This window comes from Paenimyroides baculatum (genome assembly GCF_008629655.1).
Lineage (GTDB): Bacteria > Bacteroidota > Bacteroidia > Flavobacteriales > Flavobacteriaceae > Flavobacterium > Flavobacterium baculatum.
The window spans coordinates 40,577-66,700 of record NZ_VWSG01000010.1 but is presented as its reverse complement, the minus strand read 5'-3'; the positions used below and the strand labels follow the sequence as shown (position 1 = coordinate 66,700).

At 35.0% G+C, this 26,124-nt stretch carries 22 protein-coding genes and 2 tRNA genes; 13 read left to right on the top strand and 11 right to left on the bottom strand.

Features of this window, described 5'->3' with window-relative positions:
• Window positions 1–128: 128 nt before the first annotated feature.
• The 4 genes from F0460_RS12725 to hemL are packed head-to-tail and all read left to right on the top strand — an operon-like array spanning window position 129 to window position 3,522.
• Complete coding sequence (locus F0460_RS12725) at window positions 129–455, top strand: hypothetical protein (RefSeq protein WP_150013798.1); 327 nt, start codon at window positions 129–131, stop codon at window positions 453–455.
• The gene (locus F0460_RS12720) at window positions 452–1,336 is read left to right on the top strand and encodes a 1-aminocyclopropane-1-carboxylate deaminase/D-cysteine desulfhydrase (RefSeq protein WP_150013796.1); all 885 of its coding nucleotides are present in this window, start codon (window positions 452–454) and stop codon (window positions 1,334–1,336) included. The genes F0460_RS12725 and F0460_RS12720 overlap by 4 nt, the downstream gene beginning before the upstream one ends.
• Window positions 1,333–2,241, top strand: coding sequence for a glucosaminidase domain-containing protein (locus F0460_RS12715; RefSeq protein WP_150013794.1), 909 nt, complete (start codon window positions 1,333–1,335; stop codon window positions 2,239–2,241). Before F0460_RS12720 ends, F0460_RS12715 begins: the two co-directional genes overlap by 4 nt.
• The gene (gene hemL / locus F0460_RS12710) at window positions 2,242–3,522 is read left to right on the top strand and encodes a glutamate-1-semialdehyde 2,1-aminomutase (RefSeq protein ID WP_150013792.1); all 1,281 of its coding nucleotides are present in this window, start codon (window positions 2,242–2,244) and stop codon (window positions 3,520–3,522) included.
• 25 nt (window positions 3,523–3,547) lie between these two features.
• On the opposite strand, the gene F0460_RS12705 is transcribed toward hemL, so the two are convergent.
• The 7 genes from F0460_RS12705 to era form a co-directional block, all read right to left on the bottom strand.
• Window positions 3,548–6,322 carry an outer membrane beta-barrel protein gene (locus F0460_RS12705; RefSeq protein WP_150013790.1) on the bottom strand — a complete coding sequence of 925 codons (2,775 nt, stop codon included), beginning with the start codon at window positions 6,320–6,322 and terminating at the stop codon, window positions 3,548–3,550.
• A gap of 109 nt (window positions 6,323–6,431) precedes the next feature.
• The gene (locus F0460_RS12700) at window positions 6,432–9,242 is read right to left on the bottom strand and encodes an outer membrane beta-barrel protein (RefSeq protein WP_150013788.1); all 2,811 of its coding nucleotides are present in this window, start codon (window positions 9,240–9,242) and stop codon (window positions 6,432–6,434) included.
• 76 nt (window positions 9,243–9,318) lie between these two features.
• A complete protein-coding gene (locus tag F0460_RS12695) occupies window positions 9,319–10,530 on the bottom strand; it encodes a PepSY-associated TM helix domain-containing protein (RefSeq protein ID WP_150013786.1) in 1,212 nt (403 codons plus the stop codon).
• Entirely contained in the window at window positions 10,530–12,698 is a 2,169-nt protein-coding gene (locus F0460_RS12690) for a TonB-dependent siderophore receptor (RefSeq protein WP_150013784.1), read from the bottom strand. The genes F0460_RS12695 and F0460_RS12690 overlap by 1 nt, the downstream gene beginning before the upstream one ends.
• Before the next feature lie 165 nt (window positions 12,699–12,863).
• A complete protein-coding gene (locus tag F0460_RS12685) occupies window positions 12,864–13,445 on the bottom strand; it encodes an alpha/beta hydrolase (RefSeq protein WP_223810816.1) in 582 nt (193 codons plus the stop codon).
• A gap of 258 nt (window positions 13,446–13,703) precedes the next feature.
• Window positions 13,704–15,014 (bottom strand): ribosome biogenesis GTPase Der, encoded by a 1,311-nt coding sequence (gene der, locus F0460_RS12680; protein ID WP_150013780.1) that lies wholly within the window; start codon window positions 15,012–15,014, stop codon window positions 13,704–13,706.
• A gap of 29 nt (window positions 15,015–15,043) precedes the next feature.
• The gene (era, locus tag F0460_RS12675) at window positions 15,044–15,928 is read right to left on the bottom strand and encodes a GTPase Era (RefSeq protein WP_150013778.1); all 885 of its coding nucleotides are present in this window, start codon (window positions 15,926–15,928) and stop codon (window positions 15,044–15,046) included.
• 115 nt (window positions 15,929–16,043) lie between these two features.
• Here era and F0460_RS12670 point away from each other — a divergent pair.
• Window positions 16,044–16,116, top strand: a tRNA-Met gene (locus tag F0460_RS12670).
• Window positions 16,117–16,193: 77 nt separating this feature from the next.
• Window positions 16,194–16,266 (top strand) — tRNA-Met (locus F0460_RS12665).
• A gap of 122 nt (window positions 16,267–16,388) precedes the next feature.
• Here F0460_RS12665 and F0460_RS12660 read toward each other — a convergent pair.
• From F0460_RS12660 to F0460_RS12645, 4 genes are read right to left on the bottom strand one after another with little or no spacing between them, the layout of a single operon-like run.
• Window positions 16,389–17,189 (bottom strand): TPM domain-containing protein, encoded by an 801-nt coding sequence (locus F0460_RS12660; RefSeq protein ID WP_150013776.1) that lies wholly within the window; start codon window positions 17,187–17,189, stop codon window positions 16,389–16,391.
• A complete protein-coding gene (locus F0460_RS12655) occupies window positions 17,189–17,629 on the bottom strand; it encodes a TPM domain-containing protein (RefSeq protein ID WP_150013774.1) in 441 nt (146 codons plus the stop codon). The genes F0460_RS12660 and F0460_RS12655 overlap by 1 nt, the downstream gene beginning before the upstream one ends.
• Window positions 17,630–17,632: 3 nt before the next feature.
• Complete coding sequence (locus F0460_RS12650; protein ID WP_150013772.1) at window positions 17,633–18,217, bottom strand: LemA family protein; 585 nt, start codon at window positions 18,215–18,217, stop codon at window positions 17,633–17,635.
• Between the two features lie 12 nt (window positions 18,218–18,229).
• Window positions 18,230–18,559 carry a MerR family transcriptional regulator gene (locus F0460_RS12645; protein WP_150013770.1) on the bottom strand — a complete coding sequence of 110 codons (330 nt, stop codon included), beginning with the start codon at window positions 18,557–18,559 and terminating at the stop codon, window positions 18,230–18,232.
• Window positions 18,560–18,726: 167 nt separating this feature from the next.
• Between F0460_RS12645 and alaS the strand changes: the two genes are divergently transcribed.
• From alaS to F0460_RS12610, 7 genes are all read left to right on the top strand, one after another.
• Window positions 18,727–21,375 carry an alanine--tRNA ligase gene (gene alaS / locus F0460_RS12640; RefSeq protein ID WP_150013768.1) on the top strand — a complete coding sequence of 883 codons (2,649 nt, stop codon included), beginning with the start codon at window positions 18,727–18,729 and terminating at the stop codon, window positions 21,373–21,375.
• A gap of 136 nt (window positions 21,376–21,511) precedes the next feature.
• Window positions 21,512–21,871, top strand: coding sequence for a putative quinol monooxygenase (locus F0460_RS12635; protein WP_190304152.1), 360 nt, complete (start codon window positions 21,512–21,514; stop codon window positions 21,869–21,871).
• A 21-nt stretch (window positions 21,872–21,892) separates the two neighbouring features.
• Window positions 21,893–22,846 (top strand): GSCFA domain-containing protein, encoded by a 954-nt coding sequence (locus F0460_RS12630; RefSeq protein WP_150013764.1) that lies wholly within the window; start codon window positions 21,893–21,895, stop codon window positions 22,844–22,846.
• Window position 22,847: 1 nt separating this feature from the next.
• Window positions 22,848–23,468, top strand: a complete 621-nt coding sequence (locus F0460_RS12625) for a DUF4230 domain-containing protein (protein ID WP_150013762.1) — start codon at window positions 22,848–22,850, stop codon at window positions 23,466–23,468.
• Window positions 23,469–23,707: 239 nt separating this feature from the next.
• Entirely contained in the window at window positions 23,708–24,202 is a 495-nt protein-coding gene (locus tag F0460_RS12620) for a hypothetical protein (RefSeq protein ID WP_150013760.1), read from the top strand.
• Between the two features lie 78 nt (window positions 24,203–24,280).
• Window positions 24,281–25,219: a hypothetical protein gene (locus F0460_RS12615; RefSeq protein ID WP_150013758.1), complete on the top strand. Its 939-nt coding sequence runs from the start codon at window positions 24,281–24,283 to the stop codon at window positions 25,217–25,219.
• A gap of 170 nt (window positions 25,220–25,389) precedes the next feature.
• Window positions 25,390–26,124, top strand: coding sequence for a hypothetical protein (locus F0460_RS12610; protein WP_150013756.1), 735 nt, complete (start codon window positions 25,390–25,392; stop codon window positions 26,122–26,124).

Below are 26,124 nucleotides of genomic sequence, written 5' to 3'. Positions count from 1 at the left end.
GACGTAGGATGTTTCATTTTACGAATTTGATTGGTTTTTAAATTGAAACTGAAATAATAAGATTGTCAATTCATTAAAGACCCATCATCCTACATCGAACATCTCACAAAAAGTGATAAATTTGCGGTATGCGATTGATAATTTCTAAATTTTGGGTGCCAAAAGGCTTTTCGGGTATAACTGTTTATCCGTTTATTTTTGCGCGCGAAAATTATCTTCGTACTCATACAACCTTTGTTAATCACGAAAAAATACATTTACGCCAGCAGATAGAATTATTGATTCTTCCGTTTTTTATCTGGTATGTTTTAGAATTTTTTATCAGATTGATTCAGTTTAGAAATCGAAAAAAAGCCTACCGAAATATTTCTTTTGAACGGGAAGCTTATGCAAACGAATCGAATGAAGATTATCTTACAAACCGAAAATTCTTTTCTTTTTGCAACTATTTATGATACAGTCACAACAAGAAGCTTTCAATCAAAAAATAGCTATTCCGAATGATTTTGGAATTGAAGTTTATGTGAAAAGGGAAGATGTGCTGCATAGTGAAATATCAGGCAACAAATTCCGTAAACTAAAATACAATTTAGCTGAAGCTCGGGATTTAGGTTTTACAAAATTACTGACTTTTGGCGGAGCTTATTCTAATCACATTGCAGCAGCTGCAGCAGCTGGTAAAGAATTTGGTTTTGAAACGATCGGAGTAATTCGTGGCGAAGAATTGCAGGAAAAGTATCTGGAAAATCCAACATTAAAAAAAGCATCAGAAAACGGAATGCAGTTTGAATTTGTTACCAGAACGCAATATCGCGATAAAAATAATTCGGAGTTTTTAGATCAACTGAAGGAGAAATTTGGCGATTTTTATTTGATTCCCGAAGGCGGAACAAACAATTTAGCAGTTAAAGGATGCAAAGAAATTTTAAGAGATGATGACAAAATGTTCGATTTTATCTGTTGTGCCGTTGGTACAGGCGGAACCATTTCGGGAATTATCAACAGTTTAAAACCGCATCAAAAAGCAATTGGTTTTCCGGCTTTAAAAGGCGATTTCTTAACAGAAGATATCCAAAAATATGCCAAAAATAGTCAGTGGAATTTGGTAACTGATTATCATTTTGGAGGTTACGCAAAGTTAAATGATGAACTGAAACAGTTTATGAAACAATTTTTTAAAAAATATTTAATATCTTTGGATCCTGTTTATACATCAAAAACGTTTTTTGGTGTAATCGATTTGATATCAAAAGGTTATTTTAAACCCGATTCAAAAATATTAATAATTCATACCGGAGGTTTACAAGGGCTTCAATCTAACATTGCTGAAATATGAAGAAAGTATTGTCCGTACTATTTACAGGATTGATTTTAATGAGTTGCAACGCCGCTCATAATACAAAAGTAAAAGAAAAGATTGCCAAAGAATACGGAAATGGTGATAATAAGAAGAAGAAAGTAGTTGTCACAACCGCATCTGCAGTTAAAAAAGAAAATACACCCGTAGCAGAACCAAAACCTGTTAAACCGTTATTTGAAAAAGAAGAAACCGAAACATTAATAGCTACTTCAAAAATAAATGTTTCAAAAAATACCGTAGAAGATTATATCGATCTATATTCCGGTGCGGCAATGCAAAGCATGAAAACATACGGAATTCCGGCAAGTATTAAACTGGCACAAGGAATTTTAGAATCGGGATCAGGAAACGGAACGTTGTGCAGAACTGCCAATAACCATTTCGGAATTAAATGTAAGGAAGAATGGACGGGCGAAACGGTTTCGCATACCGATGATGCACCCGACGAATGCTTTAGAAAATACCATTCGGCAATGGAATCGTACAACGATCATTCTGAATTTTTAGCGAACAGAGTCTACTACAAAAATTTGTTCACATTAGATAAAAGCGATTATTCTGCTTGGGCAAAAGGCTTAAAAAAAGCCGGTTATGCTACAGATCCTCGTTATCCCCAAAAATTAATCAGCATTATAGAGCGTTACAAATTGTACGAATACGATCAAAAAGTTTTAGGTTCAAACTACCAGTTTGTTCCAATGAGAACAGAAGAAGTTGTAGCAACAAATTATGGAGCTCAAGCACAAACTTATACCGTTCAGGCAGGTGATACATTGTTTGCAATCTGTCAGAAATTTAATTCGTCGGTAGATCATATCAAGCACTTAAACAGTTTAAATACAAACGCATTAAGTGTAGGGCAAATTTTAAAAATTCAATAAATGTTATACAAACGTAGCAGCGAATTATTCGTTGAAGCTTTAAAATATATACCGGGAGGAGTTAATTCTCCCGTTCGTGCGTTTAAATCGGTCGGTGGAACGCCTATTTTCATTAAAAAAGCCAGTGGAGCTTATCTTTTTGATGAAGACGATAAACGATACATTGATTACATTAATTCATGGGGGCCAATGATTTTAGGTCATGCATACCAGCCTGTAATTGATGCCGTAATTGAAAAAACAAAATTGGGAACATCATTTGGAACTCCTACAGAAATTGAAACAGAAATTGCAAAACTAGCTGTTTCAATGGTTCCGAATATCGATAAAATTCGATTTGTAAATTCAGGGACCGAAGCTTGTATGAGTGCTGTTCGTTTGGCAAGAGGATATACAAAACGAGAAAAAATAATCAAGTTCCGCGGTTGTTATCACGGACATTCAGATTCTTTTTTAATTGCAGCAGGTAGTGGATTATCTACTTTCGGTGTGCCTTCAAGTCCCGGAGTTACAAAAGGAACTGCTCAAGACACCTTGTTGGCAAATTTCAACGATTTAAATTCTGTAAAGGAATTATTCCAGGCGAATAAAAATGAAATTGCAGCCATAATCATTGAACCCGTTGCTGGAAATATGGGCTGTGTACCGCCTGTGAATAATTTTCTTCAAGAATTAAGATCGATCTGTGATGAAAACGGAACGCTATTAATTTTTGATGAAGTAATGACCGGTTTTAGATTGGCTAAAGGTGGGGCGCAAGAATTGTTTAATGTTACCGCAGATATTGTTTGTTTTGGTAAAGTAATTGGCGGTGGTTTACCGGTTGGTGCGTTTGCTGCTCGTACCGAAATTATGGATTATCTGGCGCCTGTTGGTCCGGTTTATCAGGCAGGAACATTGTCTGGAAATCCGTTGGCAATGGCAGCTGGTTTGGCAATGTTGCAGTCAATAAATAACGATGCTGAATTATTTAATCGATTAGAAGAAAAAACTGCTTATTTGGAAGATGGAATTCGTAAGATTTTGACAGCTAACAATAAAACGTTTACGGTAAATAGAGTAGGTTCTATGATTTCGATTTTCTTTTGTGAGAACCAAGTTGAAAATTACGAAGATGCATCAAAAGCAGATACGCCCGAGTTTAAAAAATTCTTTCATGATTTGTTAGAACGTGGCGTTTACATTGCGCCATCAAGCTACGAAACATGGTTTATTACCGATGCTTTATCTTATGAAGATTTAGACGAAACAATAAGAGTTATAAACGAAGTAACTAAATAAAAAAAACGCTCATTTGAGCGTTTTTTTATTCTTCAATCATGAAACTGTTGCTTTTCTTTTTACCTGCAAATTTTTCCAATTTATAAGTTAAAGAAAACATTACATATTGTTTTAAAATAACATCCTGCGTATCGTAAATACTTGTTGGTGTAGTTGTTCTGCGTACACTTTGGTTTTGGTTTAAAATATCGTAAACCTTTACCTTTGCCAAAAAGCGTTCGTTTAAGAAATTGTATCCCAAACTGGCATTCCAAAGCAAGAAATCTTTTCTGAATTCACTTGAAAGGTTAGAATTGTATTCGTACATAATATCGCTTCCAAAAACAACATTTTTAGGCATGTACGATGTAATCATTAAACCTGCTTTGTGTGTAAAATAATTCGCCTGATCTACCGTAAAATTCTTGTAATTTGTTTTGCTTAAGCTGTACTGATAGTTTGGTTGTATGGTCAGTTTTTTATCAAAATCTAACGTAACATTAAATTTTGGACCAAAGCTTGTTGTATTTGCATTATAAGTAACATCGTTTAAAATACCTTTACTTAAATCGGTATTTGCATTAAAGCCTACGTTTACAGATAATTTGTTTTTATCAGTCAAGTTAAAACTCTTATTGTAATTAACTCCAGCCCAATAATTGTACGTGTCGTAAACATTTACGTAGGTTGACGTTGATACAAAGCTTTCGTCGTATGATTGTGTAGTACCAGTTGCACGCGTATTGTAGCTTCCACCACCATAAAAATAGTAACCCGAACGCGTTTGCCAATCGTAATCTCTAAAGCTTAAATAAGCGCTGTGTTCTTGGGTTGTAAGTAAATCTCTGTTACCTGTTGATCTAAACAAAGGGCTAGATAAATCTTCGTATTCTAACAACTGATTTAAATACGGACTGTTTTCTGTGTACGAATAATTGGCATAAATGCTTTTCGATTTTCCTAATTGAATACTAGTACTTACGTTTAGTTGCGGTAAAATATCAAAACGATTATTCAAATAATTGTTGTTGTTGTATTGTGACGATACATCGTAATTATTAAAAATAGTTCCAGCACCTACATAAAGCCAAAGTTTTTCGGTGTTTAACTGATAACCCACGCCTGGTGCAACTTTTGTGCCTTTTAAATTATTGGAGTACGACAGTAAATTATTATAGTTTGTGTAATTGTTGCTTACGCTGTTAAAATCAAATGTTCCTCTGCCTTGAAATTCGTTTGTCCAAATAGATGAATATCTGAATATTAAAGATTGCGAATTGTTAATTGGTTCGCGGTAAGTAGCGTTTAAAGTATATTCATCGGTATGGCTGATCGATTGAATTTGTTGGTTTCGGATATCGTCTGGTGTTGCTGACTGAAAGAAATAAGCTGCTGAATTTTTCAATTGGTTGGTTTCATTTCTAGAATTTCTATTCTCAAAACCTAGACTGATGCTTCTGCCTTTTCTTTTAAATCTGCGTGCAATTAAAAATTCGTTTTGAAAATTGAACGTATCCACATTTAAAAAATCCGAACTGTTTGATTTATTTAGATCTTCACCAAATTCATTTTTAGTTTGGCTTGAACTGTTGGTTCTATTGGTACTGATTCCTCTTTTTAAGTTTGGAACAAAAGAAAGTGTAGTTAGCGAATCTAATTCCATTTCAATTTCGTAATTGAACGTATGATTTGCCGATTTTGATTTTAAGTCTGATTCAGATTCAGTAACAAACTTATTTTCAGGTAACAGATTTTCAATTCGCGATTTATTTCTATTGGTGTTTTCTACTTCGTTATAAAGGTAGTTCATGCTCACTTTATTCTTTTTGCCCCAATTGTCGCTGTAATTTACCCCGACCATATCGGTTTGATAAATTCCTTTACCGCCACCAAAATCCAATCCATTTATAGAGAAAGAGCCATCGTCACTCCAAGAAGAATAACTGTTTCTGCCGCCCGACATGTTGTCCATGATTTCATTGGTAGAAAATCCGGTAGAGTTGATGTTGTTAGACGCTCCTAAAACACTTATTTTAAAATCGCCCTTAAAATAGTTGAACAAAAGCGATGATTCATATCGGTCATCTGTTCCGTAGCCGGCTATGAACCGCCCGAAAAGACCTTTGTTTTTGTCTTCGTCTATGGTAAGATTTATGGTTTTAGAATCTCTTGTAGCCTTTGAACCAGTTATTTTTTCTTCTTTTGATTTGGTATCTGTAATCTGAACTTTATTGATGATATCTTTCGGTAAATTTTCAATAGCTACTTTTCCATCGGTACCAAAAAACGGTTTTCCGTTCACCAAAACGTTGTTTACTTCTTTACCGTTAACTTTAATTTTTCCGGCTTCATCAACTTCAACCCCTGGTAATTGCTCTAAAAGTTCTTTAACGGTAGCATCTGGTCGCACCTTGAATGATGCTGCATTAAATTCTAACGTGTCTTTTTTAATACGGATAGGCGCTGCATCGGTAGTAATTACCAATTCATCTAAAACATCGCTTCCTGGCTTTAAAGAAATGGTGCTGAAATCGATACTTTCTTTAATGTTTTCAAATTGTTGCGAAAAATCTTCGAAACCAAGATAAGAAATCGTCATAAAAGTTGGTTCTTCGATTTTTTTAATCGGCATCGAAAACATTCCTTTTACATCGGTAATCGTGTAATCAATTAAAGTGGAATCTTTTTTCGAGGAAAGATAAATTGTTGCAGCTTCTATGGGTTTTTTATCCGTATCAACAACTTTTCCTTTTAATTCTATCTTTTGCGCAAAAATAAAATTAGCACACAAGAACGTGCAAATAAGCAGTAGATTTTTCATAAATGTTAAATTAGTTTTTAGTTAACGCAAAAGTGTTAAAAAAAGTATACAAAAAAAAAGCGCGGAATAATATTTCACCCGCTTTTAACATATTTTAAATAAGATGATTCTATAAATCTCTCATTCTACCAGGCATCATCATGCGTCCGCCACCACGGTTTCTGGTGTTTGAAGTGTTTCCGAATTTATTGAATTTCCATGTTACCGAGAACATTACATAACGCTCTAAAACGGTGTTTTGCTGATCGATAATCGCTGTTGGGCTGATTGTTCTTGAAGTTCCTATGTTTTGATTCAATAAATCGTACACTTTTACTTTCGCCGTTAACGCTTTGTTTAAGAATGCGTACGAAACTGCGGTATTCCACAAAAAGAAGTCTCTTTGAAAACCAGGTGCGATGTTAGAGTTGTACGTGTAACCAAAATCGTTACCCCAAGTGAAATTTTCTGGCCAGTAAGTGGTTGTTTGCAACATAAGATTATGCCTTACAAAACTAGTTTCCGACAATTGAAAATTACTGTATTTGGTATTGTTAAACGACACGTTGTATGACGGTGCTATGGTAAAAAGTTCGCCATAATCCCAAGATCCGTAGATGTTTGGAGAGAAACTTAATTCATCGGCATCATATAAAACGCCATTTGCAAAACCTTTTTGTTTGTTGTAGTTAATGTTGGCTCCAGCTCCGTATCGAATGGTATGTGCATCAAATTTATACGATTTGCTCCAATGAAAAAACAAACCGGTATTAAACGCACCCGATACATTTTCGTAAGTAGTGGTTCGTTTACGGTTTTCATCGAATAGGGTAGAAGAAACAATTTGCGAATCGTAAAAACTTGCGTTGGCAAAAATACTCCAGCCAGAACGCAGTTGAAAGTTGTAATTTCTAAATCCTAAACGTAACGAGTGGTATCTTGCCTGATCTAAATCGCGATTTCCGATATATGTTTGTAACGGATCGTTTAAACGCTCATAAGGTAGAATTTGCGTAGCATTCGGGTTATTTACGTTGTAATTGTAGCTAATGTTGAAGTTTTTGTTTTTATCGAGCTTATATCTGAAATTACTGCGGATGTAAGGCGAAACGAATTTTCTATCGACCGAATAATCGTTGCTCATGTAAAAAGCCGATGCATTAAAATTAGCGATATTCACCCCAGAATTTACAAACCATTCTACTTTTTCGGTGTTGTAATTTAAACCAACATAAGGCGTATTTGTAATAACGTTTGTATGCGTTTGGTTTGATAATCGATCGTTAAAATCAATAAAACTGCTGCTGTCTTCGTTAAAATTAAAGGTATTCAGGTTATCGGTTTGGTTGTTGTAATCAAAAGTATATCCCAAATCAATAAACGCTTTTTCGCTGATTGGTTGCGAATATTCTGCGGTTGCGGTGTAGCTATCTTCGGTGCTGTTTGATCTTTCTTCCTGATTACGGATATCGTTTGGCTGATCGCCCTGATAAAACAAAGTAGCCGAATTGGTATTACCCAAACCTGTTGTTTTTGAATTGTTATTACTGAATTCCAAACTGAAATTTTTGCCTTTATCGTTTAGTTTTTTGTTGAATTCGATCGAGTTTCTGAATGTCAAACTTTCAGATGTAGAGAAAGATTTTTCGGTATTTTCGTTGAATAGATTTCCATCTGCATCCATCGATTTTGATGCACTTTTAGTACTGAACTCATTGTTGTTTGCCGTTATTTGCGGATTCACAAACAATTGGGTAGTCGGATTTATTTTATATTCTAACCGAACATCGGCATTGTGATTAATGTTATTATTTAAACGCTGCGATTCCGATTCTGTAATAAAATCACCATCTGGCAACAAGTTTATAACACGTGAACGGTTGTTGTTTTTGTTCTGCGTATCTTTAAAATAATAACTTGCGTTGGTTTCAAAACCTTTAAAAAACTGATCAGAATAGTTTAAACCAGCCATATTGGTACGTGTAATTCCAGTGCCGCTACCAAAACCGCCCGGACCACCTGAACGACCACCAAAGGTTAAAAACTGACTTCGACCACCTCCCATATTGTCAAAAAGTTCATCCATCGAAAAACCTTCGGAATTGATGTTGTTAGACGATGCTAAAACCGAAATTTTTCGGTTTCCCTGAAAATAATTAATCAATCCGCTGCTTTCGTATCGGTTCGATCCGTCTATAATGCTACCAATTCCCGCACTCAATTTTGCCATTAAACCTTTGTTGTTAGCTTCGTCTATGGTTAGGTTTATGCTGGCATTATCGCTTTTTGCTTTTCTGCCCGAAAATTCTTCAGACTTGGTTTTATGGTCTGTTACCTGAACTTTTTTAATTAAATCGGCAGGAAGATTTTGCAGTGCAATTGTTCCGTCGGTATTAAAAAAAGGCTTTCCGTTAACCAGAATCTGTGTAACTTCTTTGCCGTTTACGGTTATTTTTTTATCGGCATCAATTTCAACACCCGGAAGTTCTTTCAACAACGCTTCTACATTGGCATCGGGACGAACTTTAAACGACGAAGCGTTGAATTCCAAAGTGTCGTTTTTTACGCGAATAGGAGCATCGGTAACAATTACAATTTCAGAAAGCAGATCCGAATCGGTTGCCATTACTACCTCGCCTAAATCTTTAGATTGATTTATTTTATCGAATTTTTCGATTTTATCTTTGTATCCGATGTACGAAAAAGTAAGATATGAAGGTTCTTCAACAGCTTTAATATCAATAGCGAACAAGCCTGAAATATCGGTTGTAGCATACTGAATAAGCGTAGAATCTTTGGCTTTGGAAAGATAAACGGTCATGTCGGCTACCGGTGCTTTGGCTTCGTCTACTACTTTTCCTTTCAGTTGAATATTTTGTGCAAAACCGCCAAAAGAAATCAGAATTATTAAAAACGGAAGTATGGATAGTAATTTTTTCATAAAGCAAAAATAAGAAAGCGATTCTTCATATAACTATGAAAAATCGCTTTTTAAATTGGCTTCACCTATTTTATATTCAATTATAGGTTGAACTTTTAACTTTTTTTTTTCTGCCGTACCAAATCATAAAACCCGTAACTGGTAAGCTGGCGCACAGCAAACTTACAATAAAAGCTATTATTTTGGTAGGCAAACCAAAGATCGATCCTACGTGAATATCGTAATTAGCGCTGATCATTTTCTCGCCAAAATCTTTGTTTTCAGGGTTTCTTGTGTGAAGTAATTCACCCGAGTTTTTATCGAAAATTAAATTACTGTTTTTGTGGTACGAATACGAAAGATGTCTAACGTAAACTTCAAAATTAGGATGTTCGTGATCGTCTATATGTTCATGTCCCAAATCTAAAGCAAACATATACGCATCAGGATATAATTCTTCTACTTTTTGTGCAATCTTGTCTAACGTAGTTTCGGTTCTTAATTCTTCGGGAGCTGTGGTTTTAATGTACGAAAAATCAGGGTACTGGGTATTTCCGCCCGAAAAAACAACGTAAATTATTGCCTGAATAAAAAAGAAGGCATAAAACAAACCGGTAATTGAAAAAATTAAGGCAAAAAACGATGTGTAAAAACCAATAATATTATGCATATCGTAGTTTTTACGTTTCCAGCTTTTAATGTTTTTCCACTTAAACCAAAAGCGTTGTTTGCGTGCTGCCTTGTTTTTTGGCCACCATAAAATAATGCCCGAAATAAGCATAAAGACAAAAATTAAAACCGGAATTCCCGTAACCCATTTTCCCCAATCAGAATTTAAAAGAAAGCTCCAATGCAGCATTTTTACAATGTTAAAAAAGCCGTTCTTTTCGTCGTACACTTGTAAAACCTTGCCGTTGTATGGGTTTACATACGCTAATTTGTAAACGGGGTATTCATCGAAATAATTCCAAGCATGTTCGTTTCGTTCGTAATAATAAAATTGGTACGACAGTGCATGGTCTATAGGAATATTAGCCCAATGTATCGGGTATTTCTCTGGAACCTGCTGTTCTACTAAACGCTCTAACGTTTTAATGGTAAGCTTTTCTTTGTTTTGATAGTCTGGTTCGTTGTGGTAAATGTATTCTTTACGCTGAACGCCTTCTATTTCGTCTTTAAAAACGTACAATGCGCCTGTTATCGAAATAAAAAACACAATAGAACCAATAAGCAAGCCGAACCAAAGGTGCAGCTTGCCTATTAATTTTTTGAATTTGCTTTTTTGCTTTTTATCTTTCTTTTTTGTCATTAGAATTTATAGTTTAAACCTAACGAAATAGATCTTGCAAATTGCGGGTTGATGGTTGACCAACCTATAAAATATTTCTCATTAGTAAGATTATCAACTTTTAAAACAGCGCTGTATTTTTCGGCATTGTAAGATAGTGCTGCGTTAAAAACTGTGTAGCCCGGCAAAGCAAATGTTCCAATAGTTGATCTGTTAAGAGTAAGCAATTTACTTGCAGAATTGGCACCAAAACCTAATCCGAAATTTTTTAAAGCACCTTGTTGAACCGTGTAATTTGCCCAAAAGTTAAATAAATTTTCAGGACCAGCTTCTTCTGTTCTTAAACCTAAATAACCAGAATCTGCTGCATCGTTAATTACTTTGTTATCGTTGTGGCTATATCCTACAATAATGTTTAAGCCGTTGATTGGACTTCCTAATACACTTACTTCAAAACCTTTACTTTCTACTTCGCCGGCTTGTGTAGCATCTATACCGTTACCCATCACTTTGTTTTTTACTTTAATATCGTAGTAGCTTGCCGTAACCGATAAACGGTCTTTAATTAAACTTGCTTTTGTACCAACTTCCCATTGGTTTGCTTGTTCAGGTTCAAAATAACGTAATTCTCTACCAACAATGTTTCCGTCTTCGTCTGTAACGTCAATGGCAGCGGCATCTAAATATTGAAAACCGTTCATAAAGTTAGCAAAAACCGATAACTTATCTTGAATTGGCTGATAAACCACACCGAATTTTGGAGAAAATGTTGTTCTTTCTTTTAATTTATCAGTTGAATAAGCTGTTGGCTGTCCTGTAAAATGATCGGCACGTAAACTGATCATTGCCGATAAATTTGGTAAAAACTCAATTACGTTTGATGCATATGCACTATAAATCTTTGTTTCTGCCGATTGTAATGCTTGCGATGTTCCTAATAAGGCGGCATCAACATGCGGTGTAGTTAACATTGTTTGTTGCTTTACATTGTTAGCATCAACAATAAAATCAGCTTGATCTATTAAAGAAACTGTTCCGTAACTTGCCCAACCTGTACCGCCAACAGTAAATTTTCTTTGAAAATAATCTAAACCTGCAACCAATTTATTTTTAACCGAACCAATATTGTAAGTTCCTACAAAATTTTGCTGAATACCTGTTGCGTTTGTTTCTGCTTCGCCTTTTGTTATAAATCGTGTAAATTCGTTCCCGTTTGCAGAATCCCATAAATAGTGGTAATAGCCGCTGGTTTTTGCATTGGTTTTTGTAACAATCGTTGTCGATGTCCAATTTTCAGATAATTGATACACCGCATACGCTTGTAAATTGAACGTTGGGTTTTTTATGGTTAAATCGTTGCTGGTGTACGATTTTTTATAGTTTTGTTCGAATAAATCTATTGATTGAAATGATAACGGACTGTATCTGCTTAAAAAGATCATAGGCGCATTGGCAGCTTCAGAGCTTTTAAATTCTGTATTCACAAAGAAAGTCAGTCGGTCATTAGCCACAAATTTTAACGATGGCGCAAAAAATAACGATTTGCTAAAACCTGCATCCTGAAATGAATTGCGGTATTGGTATGCGGTATTTAAACGAAAAGATGTTTGTTTGTTCAGTGGCGTATTAATATCGGCAGTAACACGGTTTAATCCGTATGATCCATTGGTATAACCCATTTCGCCGCCAAAATTTTCGTAAGGTTTTTTAGTAGTAATATTAATTAAACCACCGTACGATACTAAATTTCCACCATACATAGTCCCTGATGGTCCTTTAATAACTTCGATACTTTCTATATTTGCAGGATCTAGACTCCCATTGCTAAAACTTGGCATACCGTTTAATAAACGAGGTTGCGTAGAAAAGCCTCTCATAGAATAAAACTCAGCACCATCGCTTCCACGACCTGTAGATTCCCATAAGCGCGAAACACCTGTGGCATTTTTCATAGCATCGCTAAAAGTGGTTACTACTTGCTCTTTTAATATATTTTTATTGATAACATTGTAAACCTGTGGATTCTCAATGTCTTTTAAGGGCATTTTGTTTGATGAATTTACACTTTTTTGAATATAAGCTTCAATAATTAATTCATCTAAATTGTCAGATTTTATAGAGTCGGTTTCTTGTGCGCTTGCATCAAAGGCTACAGTAACCGCAGGAATAATTAGTAATAATTTTTTCATCTTTTAAAAAATTTGATGCAAAAGTAATTTTATTTTTATTTATAACAAATAAAAATAAGGTTTTTTAACTGGAAGTTTTCAATAGATAAAATTTGAATATGATATAGAAAATAATATCAGTTTTAAAGTTTAATAATGATATTACAGCAGTTTTATGAACTTTTTTTATTCTGCATTATCGTTAATACCAATATGATCTTGATTTTTAAGAATAATAACTGAATCCTTCTCCTTTAAAACAGCCTTTAGTTTTAATGAATTTTCGTGCGTAATTACATAATCCTTGTCTCCGTGAAAGATAAAAGTCGGACTTTTGACTTTTGATAGATTCAAATTATTTTCGAATGGATATTTTAAAATGAAAGTAGGAAGAAACGGAAAACTTGATTTCATTTCGGTTTTTAAATTATAGTAAGGCGCTTGTAAAATCAGTAGTTTAGGATTGTTTGCTGATGCTAAATATGATGGAATTCCAGTTCCAATAGAATATAATATCCTACAACAATGATTTGGTCGTTCTTTAAAATCCTTTTTCAGAAAATCATACCCCAATTGTGCATCCGAAAATAATTGTGTTTGATCTGTGATAGTTCCTTCGCTTTTTCCAAAACCTCTGTAATCTGTAATAAAAACATTATAACCCGATTCCAGATAAAGTGGAGCAACGTTACCCCATGTAGATAAGTTACCTGCATTACCGTGAAGAAAATAAACAGCGCCTTTAGGGCTTTCGGTTTCAAAATACAGATTGTTTATTGTGGTACCATCGCTCGTTTTAAGATCTATTTCCTTAAAACTATTTGGATAGGTGTACTTCGTTTCTTTGATTAATCTTTAGTGGATGAAAAATAAAACTTTCCTGATTAAAATACATTATTAGGCATAGAATCAGGTATAACGAAATGAAGAATGAAGCTAATTTTAAATAGATTGAACGCATAGTGTGTTTTTGATCGATTTAAAAATACAAAAAAAGGAAAGACTTTTAATTCTTTCCTTTTGTAATTATTTCTGACGAAAATAGATTTCGATCGGCACGCCTTCAAAATCGTAAATTTCTCGTAATTTATTTTCAACGTAACGTTTGTACGGATCTTTAATATACTGCGGTAAATTTGCAAAAAACACAAATTGCGGTACAGGTGTTGGCAACTGCATACAGTATTTAATTTTAATGTATTTACCTTTAATTGCCGGTGGCGGATTGTGTTCGATAATCGGCAACATGGTATCGTTAAATTTCGATGTTGCAATACGCTGTTTGCGGTTTTCGTAAACCTGAACGGCAGTTTCTAACGCTTTTAGCAAACGCTGTTTTGTTAATGCCGATACAAAAAGAATAGGCACATCAGTAAACGGAGCTATTTCTTCGCGTATTTTTTTCTCGTAGTCATAAGAAGTCATGGTTTCTTTTTCCACCAAATCCCACTTGTTAACCAAAATCACAATTCCCTTGCGGTTTTTTTCTGCCAACCAGAAAATACTTTGATCCTGACCTTCAAATCCGCGGGTAGCATCAATCACCAAAATACATACATCGGCATGTTCAATAGCACGTACCGAGCGCATTACCGAGTAAAATTCTAAATCTTCTTTTACTTTAGCTTTTCTGCGGATACCAGCTGTATCAACCAAATTAAATTCAAAACCAAAACGGTTGTATTTCGTGTCGATTGCATCACGAGTCGTTCCAGCAATATCTGTAACCACGAAACGATCTTCGCCAATCAAAGCATTAATAAAGCTCGATTTCCCTGCATTTGGTCTTCCAACCACTGCAAAACGCGGTAATTCTTCCGGAGCTTCTTCTACTTCTGGTAATTCAGGTAAAATTTCAACAATTCTGTCTAAAACCTCACCCGTTCCAGATCCGCTCATTCCAGACATAGTAACGTATTCGCCCAATCCTAAATTGTAAAATTCAAAAGCGTCTTGTTCGCGTTTGGCGTTATCTACTTTATTTACAACCAGTAAAACCGGTTTGGTAACTTTGCGTAGCAGTTTTGCCACTTCGTTGTCCATTGGGGTAATTCCTTCTTCTACATCAACCAAAAATACAATCGCATCGGCTTCATCAATTGCTAATTCAACCTGTTTGCGTATTTCGGCTTCAAAAATATCGTCTGATCCTTTAATATATCCACCTGTATCTATTACAGAGAATTCTTTTCCGTTCCATTCTGATTTTCCATAATTACGATCACGGGTAACACCACTTACCGAATCTACTATGGCTTCGCGTCTTTGAATAAGACGGTTAAAAAACGTAGACTTTCCTACATTAGGTCTACCTACAATTGCTACAATGTTGTTCATATAACGTGCACTTTTAAAAAGTGTTGATTTTATTTTTGTTGATACCCGAAACGGCGTAATTGGAACTGATTGTTTCGCCAGTCTTTGTTTACTTTAACGAACAATTCTATGTGAACCTGCTTGTCGAAAAACTTTTCTAATTCGGCACGCGCTTCCATTCCTACCTTCTTTAAAGCTGAACCTTTATGACCAATGATGATGCCTTTTTGGCTGTCACGCTCTACCATAATTACGGCTTTAATGTGAATGATCTTTTCTTCTTCTTTAAACTCTTCAGTTTCGATCTCTACCGAATATGGAATTTCCTTTTGATAGTTTAAAAGAATTTTCTCGCGAATGATTTCATTAACAAAGAAACGTTCAGGTTTATCGGTCAATGCATCTTTTGGATAATAAGGTGGCGATTCTGGCATTAATTCTAAAATACGGTTAAAAACAGTATCTACATTAAAATTGTTTAGTGCCGATATTGGAATTATTTCTGCATTAGGAACTTTTTCTTTCCACAAAGCAACCTGTTCTTCCAAATGCTCCTGGTTTGATTTGTCGATCTTATTCAACAACAGTAAAACCGGAACTTTTGCATTAGTAATTTTGGTAAAGAAGGCTTCGTCTTTTAATTCGCGTTCGCCCACTTCAACCATATATAAAAGAATGTCTGCATCTTCAAACGCCGATTTTACAAAATCCATCATCGAAGTCTGCAATTCATAAGCAGGCTTGATGATTCCGGGAGTGTCTGAAAAAACCATTTGAAAATCGTCACCATTTACAATTCCGAAAATACGGTGGCGCGTTGTTTGTGCTTTAGAGGTAATGATTGATAAACGCTCACCAATAAACGCATTCATTAAGGTTGATTTTCCTACATTTGGATTTCCGATAATATTTATAAAACCAGCTTTGTGCGACATAATTTCTATAATAATTTGCAAAGTTACTTAATAATAGTGAAACACACTAATTTTATAATTTTCTGAAAAAAGTTTGGGTATTCCAAAAAGTCGCCTTACATTTGCACCACAATAGCGCGGGATAGAGCAGTAGGTAGCTCGTTGGGCTCATAACCCAAAGGTCACTGGTTCGAGTCCAGTTCCCGCTACTAAGACTAAAAGTCCTTTTAAAAAATGTTTAGAATTTTGTTTTTTAATCGTAGTAAAAATTCAACAAAACGCACAGCGCGGGATAGAGCAGTAGGTAGCTCGTTGGGCTCATAACCCAAAGGTCACTGGTTCGAGTCCGGTTCCCGCTACTAGAAGAGAATCAAGAAATTGATTCTCTTTTTTTATTTATGATATTTAGTGGAAATTCTATTAAGCAAATAAAACAAAAAGCAGTTCAAACGAACTGCTTTTTAATATTTTGAATGGGTATTTACCAACTTCCGCCGGCACCACCGCCAGAGAAACCTCCACCGCCGAAGCCGCCTCCAAATCCTCCACCGAAGCCACCGCCTCCTGAAGAACCGCCAAAGCCGCCACTTCCACCGCCGCCACGACCTAAACTGCTTAAGATAATAATATCCATTAAGTCGGGGCCGCCGCGTCTGCCGCCGTTGTTTCCTTTGCCGCCGCCAGCTTTACTGACAATTATAAGGACAATGATTACAATTAATACGATGAAAAAGCCCGGAATTCCACCGCCACTTTCCTTGTTTTCTTGTCGGGTTCCTTTATAGGTTCCCGAAAAAAGATCCATTAATTTGGTGGTTCCAATATCTAATCCGGCATAATAATCGCCTTTTTTAAATTCGGGAATGATAAAATTTCGAATGATTTCTCCGTTAATTCCAGCAGTTAAAAGATGTTCCAATCCGTAACCGGGAGCAATCCATAACTTTTTTTCTTTTTGTGCCAACAAAATAAAAACACCATTGTCTTTATCTGCCTGACCAATTCCCCATTTGTGTGCCCATTTCGGAGCTAATTCTCCTTCATATTCTCCATTTAAACTGGGAATAATAGCTACCACAATCTGGGTTGATGTGGTATCGGCGTAACTAATTAGTTTTTGTTCTAATTGCTGTTTTTCGCTTGCCGACAATAAATTGGCATAGTCAAAAACGCTGGTTTGTTCGCTTGCCTTTGATGGTTTTTCCGGAATGTTGAACTGAGCCAGAACCAGCAACGGAAAAAACAAGACAAATAATGTTGCTATTTTTTTAAACTGATTCATTAACCTCTTGAAATTTCGTTTGGTAATTCGTTTACATCATCTTTACCATTGTACGGAAAGAAATGTTTTAATTGTTTGCCGCTTTGAAGAATGCCTGCAATAATGCCTTGCTTAAAGTTGTTTGCCTTAAAATGATCGATAACCGTTTTCTTGGTATTTTCCCAGAAATCGTAAGGTACAACAGCATCAATTCCATCATCGCCAATAATTGCAAAATGACGATCTTTAACGCCTATATAAAACAAAACGCCGTTGCGGGCGCTTGTTTTATGCATTTTCAACATTTTAAAAACTTCTTGGGCACGTTCTAATACAGGTAAATCGGAATGTTCTTCTATATGCACGCGTATCTCACCCGATGTTTCTTTTTCGGCTTTTACAATAGCTGCTACAATTTCCTGCTCTTCGCTGCTGCTTAAAAAATCTTCTGTTATCGACATGTTTTAGAATTTTACTTCCGGAGCTTTCTCTGCACCAGCATCAGCTTTAAAGAAAGGTTTTTCTGGATATCCGCTCAAGAAAAATTTGTTTGGCATTTTTAAAACATATCCGTTATATATTTCAACAGTCTCGTTAAAACGTGTACGTGCCGTTAAAATCTGATTTTCTGTTGATGCTAATTCATCTTGTAACTTTAAAAAGTTCTGATTGGTTTTTAAATCAGGATATTGTTCAACCGTAACTAATAATCTGCTTAATGCACTTGAAACACCTGTTTGTGCTTGTTGGAATTCAGCCATTTTTTCAGGTGTCATATTTGATGGATCAATAGTAGTTTGAGTTGCTTTTGCGCGTGCGTTAATAACAGCCTCTAATGTAGATTTTTCAAAATCGGCAGCACCTTTTACGGTATTTACTAAATTTTCAATTAAATCGTTTCTTCTTTGATAAGCACCTTGTACGTCTGCCCATGATTTATCACTAGCTTGCTTTAACTTCAGCGCTCCATTTTGATAATTCATAGCTAATAAAAAATAACCACCAATTAAAACTACCAATACAATGATAATAGGAAGAATTTTTTTCATAAATTTTTTAAATTAGATTTCGTTTTTAATAATAATTAATTGTTTTTTGATAAGCTCTAATTTTTCGATAATTTCAATTATATTCAGCGGATTTTTCTTGTTGTTCTTTAAAAAATCTTTTGCGCCGTCTAACGTAAATCCCTTTTCTTTTACCAGATGATAAATCGTTTTAAGGTTTTTTAAATCTTCGGGCGTAAACATTCTGTTGCCTTTTGCATTTTTTTTAGGCTTCAAAATATCAAATTCCTTTTCCCAAAAACGTATCAACGAAGCATTTACGTCAAACGCCTTGGCAATTTCACCTATGCTGTAATATCTTTTTTCGGGTAAGTCAATCTGCATTATCTTCAAATTTTGCTTATGCTAATATACAATTTTTCTAATAAGTTTACGCATTGGCAAAAAGTTCCTGCGAACAACAAAAAATCTTTTAAAAAACACTATTTTTGCAACTTATGTACACTTTTTTAAAGTGTTAGTTTTGAACGATTCATAATTTAATATATCGAATGAAATCACAAGATATCAGAAAAAAATTTCTTGATTTTTTTGAAAGCAAAGGACATTTAATTGTTCCGTCGGCACCAATTGTTTTAAAAGACGATCCAACCCTAATGTTTAACAACTCGGGAATGGCGCAGTTTAAAGAGTATTTTTTAGGAAACGCCACGCCAAAAAGCAACCGAATTGCCGATACGCAGAAGTGTTTGCGTGTTTCGGGCAAGCATAACGATTTGGAAGATGTAGGTTTTGATACCTACCATCACACCATGTTCGAAATGTTGGGTAACTGGTCTTTTGGCGATTATTTTAAGAAAGAAGCAATTGCGTGGGCTTGGGAATTTTTAACCGAAGAATTAAAGATCGATAAAGACCGTTTGTATGTGTCGGTTTTCGAAGGAAACGATGCAGAAAATGTTCCGTTTGATCAGGAAGCTTGGGATTTATGGAAACAATATGTTGCCGAAGACCGAATTATTCTTGGAAACAAAAAAGATAATTTCTGGGAAATGGGCGATCAGGGACCATGTGGGCCATGTTCTGAAATTCATGTGGATTTACGTCCGGAAACCGAAAGAGCCGAAGTTTCAGGTAGAACTCTTGTAAATGCAGATCATCCACAGGTTGTTGAAATCTGGAATAACGTATTTATGGAATTTAACCGTAAAGCCGATGGATCGTTAGAAAAACTGCCTGCAAAACACGTTGATACCGGAATGGGTTTTGAACGTTTGTGTATGGCAATGCAAGATGTTACGTCAAACTACGATACCGATGTTTTTACACCGCTTATTGCAAAGGTGGAAGAAATTACCGGTAAAAAATATACAACAAATGATGTCATTCTGAACGATAGTGAAGAATCTCAGGAACAAAATAAAACCAATATTGCCATTCGTGTAATTGTAGATCACGTGCGTGCGGTGGCTTTCGCTATTGCCGATGGTCAGTTGCCGTCAAATAACGGTGCGGGTTACGTAATACGTCGTATTTTACGTAGAGCAATTCGTTACGGGTTTACGTTTTTAGGAACAAAAGAACCATTTATTTATCAGTTGGTTGATGTATTATCAGCTCAAATGGGACAATTCTTTCCAGAAATCGTATCGCAAAAAGACTTGGTTAAAAACGTAATTAAAGAAGAAGAAGCGTCTTTCTTAAGAACGTTGGATCAAGGTTTACATTTGTTAGATTCTGTGATCGAAAAAACAGAAGGTAAAATTGTTGAAGGAGCAAAAGCTTTTGAATTGTACGATACTTTTGGATTTCCAATTGATTTAACAGCATTGATTTTACGTGAGAAAGGATATGATTTAGATGAAGCTGGTTTCGATGCTGCTATGAAAGCACAAAAAGACCGTTCGCGTGCAGCGTCTGAAATTTCTAAAGACGACTGGAATGTGTTGATCGAAGGAAATGTGGAAACTTTTGAAGGTTACGATAAGGTTGAAAACGAAGTAAAAATCACGCGCATTCGTAAAGTAGAATCTAAAAAAGATGGTACATTGTATCAGATTGTTTTGGATCATACGCCGTTTTATGCCGAAGGTGGTGGTCAGGTTGGCGATAAAGGTGTTTTGGTATCAGCAAATGAAACCATTGAAATCATCGATACTAAAAAAGAAAACAACCTAATTTTACATTTTACCAAGCAGTTGCCAGAGAATTTACAGGCGGTTTTTATGGCAAAAGTAAATACCGATTTACGAGGAAAATCATCTAAAAACCACTCGGCAACCCACTTGTTGCATCAGGCATTGCGTACAGTTTTAGGAACGCATGTAGAGCAAAAAGGATCGTTGGTTGCTCCGAATTATTTGCGTTTTGATTTTTCTCATTTCGCAAAAGTTACCGATGAGGAATTACAGCAAGTTGAAGCTTTTGTAAACGCACGCATTCAGGAACAGTTGCCTTTAATCGAGCGTAGAGATATTCCGTTTAAACAGGCGATAGAAGAAGGTGTAATGGCGTTGTTTGGCGAAAAATACGGCGATACCGTTCGTGCAATTAAGTTTGGCAATTCTATGGAATTGTGTGGTGGTATTCACGTACAAAACACTGCCGATATTTGGGCATTTAAAATTGTTTCGGAAAGTGCTGTAGCTGCAGGAATCCGCCGTATTGAAGCGATAACGGGCGATGCTGTTCAGGATTTTTACAACCATCAGGAAGCTACTTTGAAAGAGATTAAAGAAGCGTTGAAAAATCCGCAGGATACCATGAAAGCGGTTCAGTCGTTACAAGACGAAAATATCAAGCTTAAAAAGCAGTTAGAGCAATTGCTGAAAGAAAAAGCAAAAGGTTTAAAAGGCGATTTGCTTAAGGATGTTCAAGAAATAAACGGGGTGAAATTTTTGGCAAAACAGGTTGATTTAGATGCAAACGGAGCTAAAGATCTGGCTTACGAAATTGGTGGAGCCGCAAACAATTTCTTTATTTTGTTTGGAACAGTTACCGATGATAAACCAATGTTGACTGCTTATGTTTCAAAAGAAATTACAGAAACCAAAGGCTTAAATGCCGGACAAATTGTTCGTGAATTAGGTAAATACATTCAAGGCGGCGGCGGCGGACAAGCGTTTTTTGCTACAGCCGGCGGTAAAAATGCTGCAGGAATAACAGAAGCAGTTGCAAATGCCGTGAATTTTGTGAAATAAAGATTGAAAATACACAGTTGTCATGCTGAACTTGTTTCAGCATCTCATTAAGTTATCATATTTTAAAAGAGGAAAGTTAATTTTCCTCTTTTTCTTTTTACATCAAATTCGTAACTTTAAAATAAAAATTCAAGTTATGAGATATGTAGTAATTGTAGCATACCGCGTCTTTCCTGATAAAAGAGAATCGTTTTTTAATCTGGTTCGAAAAGAAGCCGATGCTTTGGTGCAAAACGAATTGGGAACTTTGCATGTAACCAATATGATTGATCAGATCGATCCGAATAAATTCTTAAATCTAAAAATATTCGAATCTAAAGAAGCCTACGAAGAACATAAAAAAGGACTTATCTTAAAGGCTTTTTTACAAGAAGCCGACGAAATGGTCATAGAAGGTCCAAACGTAATTTTTGAAGGAATTCACATGTATTCGTGCGATGATTATACGCTGGAACAAAAAAGCGGCGAAGATATGACGGCTTACTTTAAAAGATAGTTTGTAATTTTACAGAAAAAAATGCAGTTACAAACCTTGGTTCCCATTCAGCCATTAAACAACAAAATCAAATACTACTCAAAAATTGTCAGTGTGGGCAGTTGTTTTGCCGTAAATATGGCACAGCGATTTAAGCAGTATCAGTTTGTAAATACGGTGAATCCGTTGGGAATTTTGTTTCATCCGCAGGCAATTTCGAACCTTGTGCAATATGCGGTAAATAATAAAGTTTTTTCGGAAACTGATGTTTTTCTTCATAACGAAATATGGAGTTGTTTCCATGCGCATTCCGATTTAAATGAATTGGAACAAGAAGATATTATTGATGCATTGAATCAGAAAATATCTAGTTTTAGAAATGATATAGAACAAGCGTCGCATTTTATTGTAACGTTAGGAACTGCGTGGGTTTATCGATTTATTGAAACCAACGAAATTGTGGCAAACTGCCATAAAATTCCACAACAGAAATTTCATAAAGAATTATTGTCGATAACCGATTGTCAGCAGGCAATTTTTCAGATCGAAGCAGGTTTACGTCAGATCAATCCAAACCTTCAGATTATTTACGCCATTTCGCCGGTTCGTCATATTAAAGATGGTTTTGTGGAAAATCAACGTAGTAAAGCGCATTTAATTGCTGCATTGCATCAACATTTGCATGAAAATCAAAGTTTGAACTATTATTTTCCTTCGTACGAAATAATTATGGACGAATTACGGGATTATCGCTTTTACGGCAAGGATATGATCCATCCAAACGAATTGGCGGTTGGTTATATCTGGGAATCGTTCGTTCAGAATTGCATCGATCCGGAAATTTTACCAACCATGAAAAAAGTCGATGAGGTTCAGAAAGGTTTGGCGCACCGTCCGTTTAATCCATACACCGAAGCGCATCAGCAGTTTTTAGATAAACTGGCATTAAAATTGGATGATTTGCTGGAAGAATATCCATTTATGAATTTTAGATAATATGACAAAAAAAGCCTTAATATTTGCCCTGATCTGTGTTGCTTTAGGCAGCCTGCTTACCTTTTTTATCATGCGAAAAGTAGATAAAAAGAACGAAGTGTTGCCTGATACCGAACTGATTCAGCAGCAAATGAAAAACGTTAGTAAACTGGTGGTGAACGAAGCTAAAATATCGCAGATTTACAATTATAAAGACGAGAAATCGTTTATGAATTTAATGAGTTTTGATAAAAAAGCGTTGGTGGTCGTTAATGCCGATGTACAGATTATGTATGATTTATCAAAGTTGGAATACGCGGTGGATGAAGCAAACAAAATCGTAAAAATCACGTTTATTCCGAAAGAAGAAATAAAGATAAATCCAGATATTAAGATTTATGATGTAGAAGAATCTCGGTTCAATGCCTTTAAGGGTAACGATTACAATACCATTCAGGAAAGTGTAAAAAAACAGTTTCATGAAAAAATAATGAAATCGAACATTCAGGCAAATGCAAAAAACCGGTTGGTAAGCGAATTGAGTAAGTTTTTGGTGGTAACGCAGTCTTTAGGTTGGACGCTTAAATATCAGGACGAAACCATTACAAATACTGCCGATTTTAATGAATTGATACAGTTGTAAAATAAATCAGTGTATTTGCTGAATATTAATCACTTAATAATTGAAGATATGATGTTAAGAATGAACACTTTTGGTGCTTGCCCGCTGGTAAATCCGGTGCATAATCTTCGTGGTATATATTTTTCGTAGAAATTTTTTATTAGAAAAATCATAAAGCTCGGAGTTTATCTTCGGGCTTTTTTAGTTAATAGAATATTTTCAAGTGCAAAAAATTCGCACAAAATCAATCAAATTTAAAAATGAAATCAATCGATATATATTTAGTACAGGCATTAGATAATTACCCATATAGTTTAGAAGATACCTTAACATCATTGGAATACGCCTTGTCTTATAACGAAAACAATACCCAAACACTTTGTTTGTACGGTAGATTTTTGACAGAGCAGTTTAAGCAGTACGATGAAGCTAAAACATACTTTCAAAAAGCAATAAGTGTAGATTTAAATGCGGTAGAAGTGTATCCGCATTACATTGAAACCCTTTTAAAGAACGAAGATTACACAGAAGCCGAAAAGCTTATTGCTTTTGCTTTGAAAATAAAAGGAATAGATGTTTTAATTATAAAACTTACAGAAGTTCATTTGCATGAAAGACAACTACATATAAAAACAGCACTTAAGTTGGCAAAGAAACTGTATCTGCATTATTACGATGTAGAAAGTAAACAATTGATAGACGATACTATTGCCCGATTAAAAAAGAAACAAAATATTAAAAGAAATAAAAAATAAATGTGTTAATTTTTTAACAGCAATACTTTTTTTTTATACTTTAGGGGTTTAATTACAAATATTTAAAACAATTACTTTATGAAAATTAATAAACTACTCTTTTTTCTACTGGCATTAATAAGTTTTAATTCATGTGTAGAGTATGTTGACAATGGTACAGGTCAAAACGGTCCTGAAAAACCGGAAGAACAAAAGTTTACTGCAGAGCACAGCAATGCAACCGAAGCTAAATACGTTGGTGATAAGTTTGTATTTACCGCTATGTTAAATAGTGTAGATGTTACATCTACCACCAAATTTAAAGTAAACGGTACCGAAATTAAAGGTAATACTTATACACCTCACAAAACAGGTTCGCATTCTGTAGTAGCAACTATGGACAATTTTACAGCCAACTTTAAATTTACCGTTTTAGAAGACGAAGAACCGGTAGAGCCTACAGGTAATAGAATTGATTACGCAGGTACATCATATAATCTTGATACAACATTTTTTGTATTAAATGCGCAGGTGGATCAGCAAACTGGTAATGTCCAAATTCCAACTATAACAATGTCCGATGGGGTCACACCTGCATTAAACTGGCAGTTGATTAATTTCAATGGTACAAATTTAGGAACTGCGACAGATGTTTATACACTTGAAATATTAGTTCCTTTCAATGGTACATCTATAACGTATCCTTTTCAAGCTACACAAGTAGAGGTTATTGGTGGTTCGGTTGAAATAAATGGCGCGGCACCATTTACAATCACAAATATGGATTTGAACTTTGAGTCTACAGGTAATGCTGTTCCTCAAACAAATCCTACAAAAGCTGGAACGGCTAACTATACAAGCAAGGCTACAGGTGCTAATAGCGGAAATTTAGCAGAATTATTTTGGAATGGAAATTACGCTACTCAAGCAGTGCTTTGGAATAAAAAAGCTAAAGGTGCTAACTTTAAAAAGTTAGATATTAGTAAAGCAAAAATTTTAAATCAAAGTCAAATCAAAAACTTTAAAATTGTAAAATAATAGAGTCTAATATTTAATGTTTACAAACGCTGCTTATTATAGCAGCGTTTTTTATTTGTATTTTTTAAAGAATATAAAGTTTAAAATATTTATTAAACTTTATAAAATGTTAATTTATGTTAATATAAAATGTATATTTATAATACTTAACTTAAAATACATTTTTTAACATGAAAAACAAAATTTTTACATTGGCCTTAACCCTTATGGGGTCTTCTTTAATGTTTGCACAACAATGGACAGGTACAAACAACACTACAAGTAATATTTCACGAACGGGTAAGGTGAGTATTAATACTACAAAAACAGATGATAATCTAAATGTTTTTTCAACCATAGGTTTGACTAATCCTAATGCTTTACTGCATGCTGATTTAGACATTAATTTTTATTCAAGTATAATATTAGGAGGTGCAGCTACACATAAAATCGCTACTAGAGCTATTAATTATACAGCACCTAATCCATTTGGATCAGGTACAATAACAACACAAACATCAGGTTTGTATTTAGGGTCTATCGTTAATAAAACATTTGTGGTTGCAAAAGAAAAAATAGGTATAGGTACAGATAAAATTCTAGACTGTGCAGACTGTGCAGATTACCGTTTGTTTGTAAAAAATGGCATACGTACCGAGAAAATTAAGGTAGATATTGCGGCAAACAACGGCTGGGCAGATTATGTTTTTGAACCAGATTATAATTTAATGCCATTAACCCAAGTAGAACAGTTTATTAAACAAAACGGGCATTTACCCGAAGTACCAACAACGGCAGAGGCTATTGCAAACGGTATAGAGTTAAAAGAAATGAATATTTTACTGCTTAAAAAAGTAGAAGAACTAACCCTTTACAGCATAGAACTGCAAAAACGCATAGAAGCTTTAGAAAGCAAAAACAACTAA

What these genes read in the sequence shown, in the direction of transcription:
- der (WP_150013780.1), bottom strand. Translation starts at nt 15,014, where the DNA reads ATGAACAACATTGTAGCAATTGTAGGTAGACCTAATGTAGGAAAGTCT.
- F0460_RS12715 (WP_150013794.1), top strand. Translation starts at nt 1,333, where the DNA reads ATGAAGAAAGTATTGTCCGTACTATTTACAGGATTGATTTTAATGAGT.
- F0460_RS12625 (WP_150013762.1), top strand. Translation starts at nt 22,848, where the DNA reads ATGACAAAAAAAGCCTTAATATTTGCCCTGATCTGTGTTGCTTTAGGC.
- F0460_RS12695 (WP_150013786.1), bottom strand. Translation starts at nt 10,530, where the DNA reads ATGACAAAAAAGAAAGATAAAAAGCAAAAAAGCAAATTCAAAAAATTA.
- F0460_RS12655 (WP_150013774.1), bottom strand. Translation starts at nt 17,629, where the DNA reads ATGTCGATAACAGAAGATTTTTTAAGCAGCAGCGAAGAGCAGGAAATT.
- F0460_RS12705 (WP_150013790.1), bottom strand. Translation starts at nt 6,322, where the DNA reads ATGAAAAATCTACTGCTTATTTGCACGTTCTTGTGTGCTAATTTTATT.
- F0460_RS12660 (WP_150013776.1), bottom strand. Translation starts at nt 17,189, where the DNA reads ATGAATCAGTTTAAAAAAATAGCAACATTATTTGTCTTGTTTTTTCCG.
- era (WP_150013778.1), bottom strand. Translation starts at nt 15,928, where the DNA reads ATGTCGCACAAAGCTGGTTTTATAAATATTATCGGAAATCCAAATGTA.
- F0460_RS12725 (WP_150013798.1), top strand. Translation starts at nt 129, where the DNA reads ATGCGATTGATAATTTCTAAATTTTGGGTGCCAAAAGGCTTTTCGGGT.
- F0460_RS12700 (WP_150013788.1), bottom strand. Translation starts at nt 9,242, where the DNA reads ATGAAAAAATTACTATCCATACTTCCGTTTTTAATAATTCTGATTTCT.
- F0460_RS12610 (WP_150013756.1), top strand. Translation starts at nt 25,390, where the DNA reads ATGAAAAACAAAATTTTTACATTGGCCTTAACCCTTATGGGGTCTTCT.
- F0460_RS12650 (WP_150013772.1), bottom strand. Translation starts at nt 18,217, where the DNA reads ATGAAAAAAATTCTTCCTATTATCATTGTATTGGTAGTTTTAATTGGT.
- F0460_RS12645 (WP_150013770.1), bottom strand. Translation starts at nt 18,559, where the DNA reads ATGCAGATTGACTTACCCGAAAAAAGATATTACAGCATAGGTGAAATT.
- F0460_RS12720 (WP_150013796.1), top strand. Translation starts at nt 452, where the DNA reads ATGATACAGTCACAACAAGAAGCTTTCAATCAAAAAATAGCTATTCCG.
- alaS (WP_150013768.1), top strand. Translation starts at nt 18,727, where the DNA reads ATGAAATCACAAGATATCAGAAAAAAATTTCTTGATTTTTTTGAAAGC.
- F0460_RS12630 (WP_150013764.1), top strand. Translation starts at nt 21,893, where the DNA reads ATGCAGTTACAAACCTTGGTTCCCATTCAGCCATTAAACAACAAAATC.
- F0460_RS12620 (WP_150013760.1), top strand. Translation starts at nt 23,708, where the DNA reads ATGAAATCAATCGATATATATTTAGTACAGGCATTAGATAATTACCCA.
- hemL (WP_150013792.1), top strand. Translation starts at nt 2,242, where the DNA reads ATGTTATACAAACGTAGCAGCGAATTATTCGTTGAAGCTTTAAAATAT.
- F0460_RS12635 (WP_190304152.1), top strand. Translation starts at nt 21,512, where the DNA reads ATGAGATATGTAGTAATTGTAGCATACCGCGTCTTTCCTGATAAAAGA.
- F0460_RS12690 (WP_150013784.1), bottom strand. Translation starts at nt 12,698, where the DNA reads ATGAAAAAATTATTACTAATTATTCCTGCGGTTACTGTAGCCTTTGAT.
- F0460_RS12615 (WP_150013758.1), top strand. Translation starts at nt 24,281, where the DNA reads ATGAAAATTAATAAACTACTCTTTTTTCTACTGGCATTAATAAGTTTT.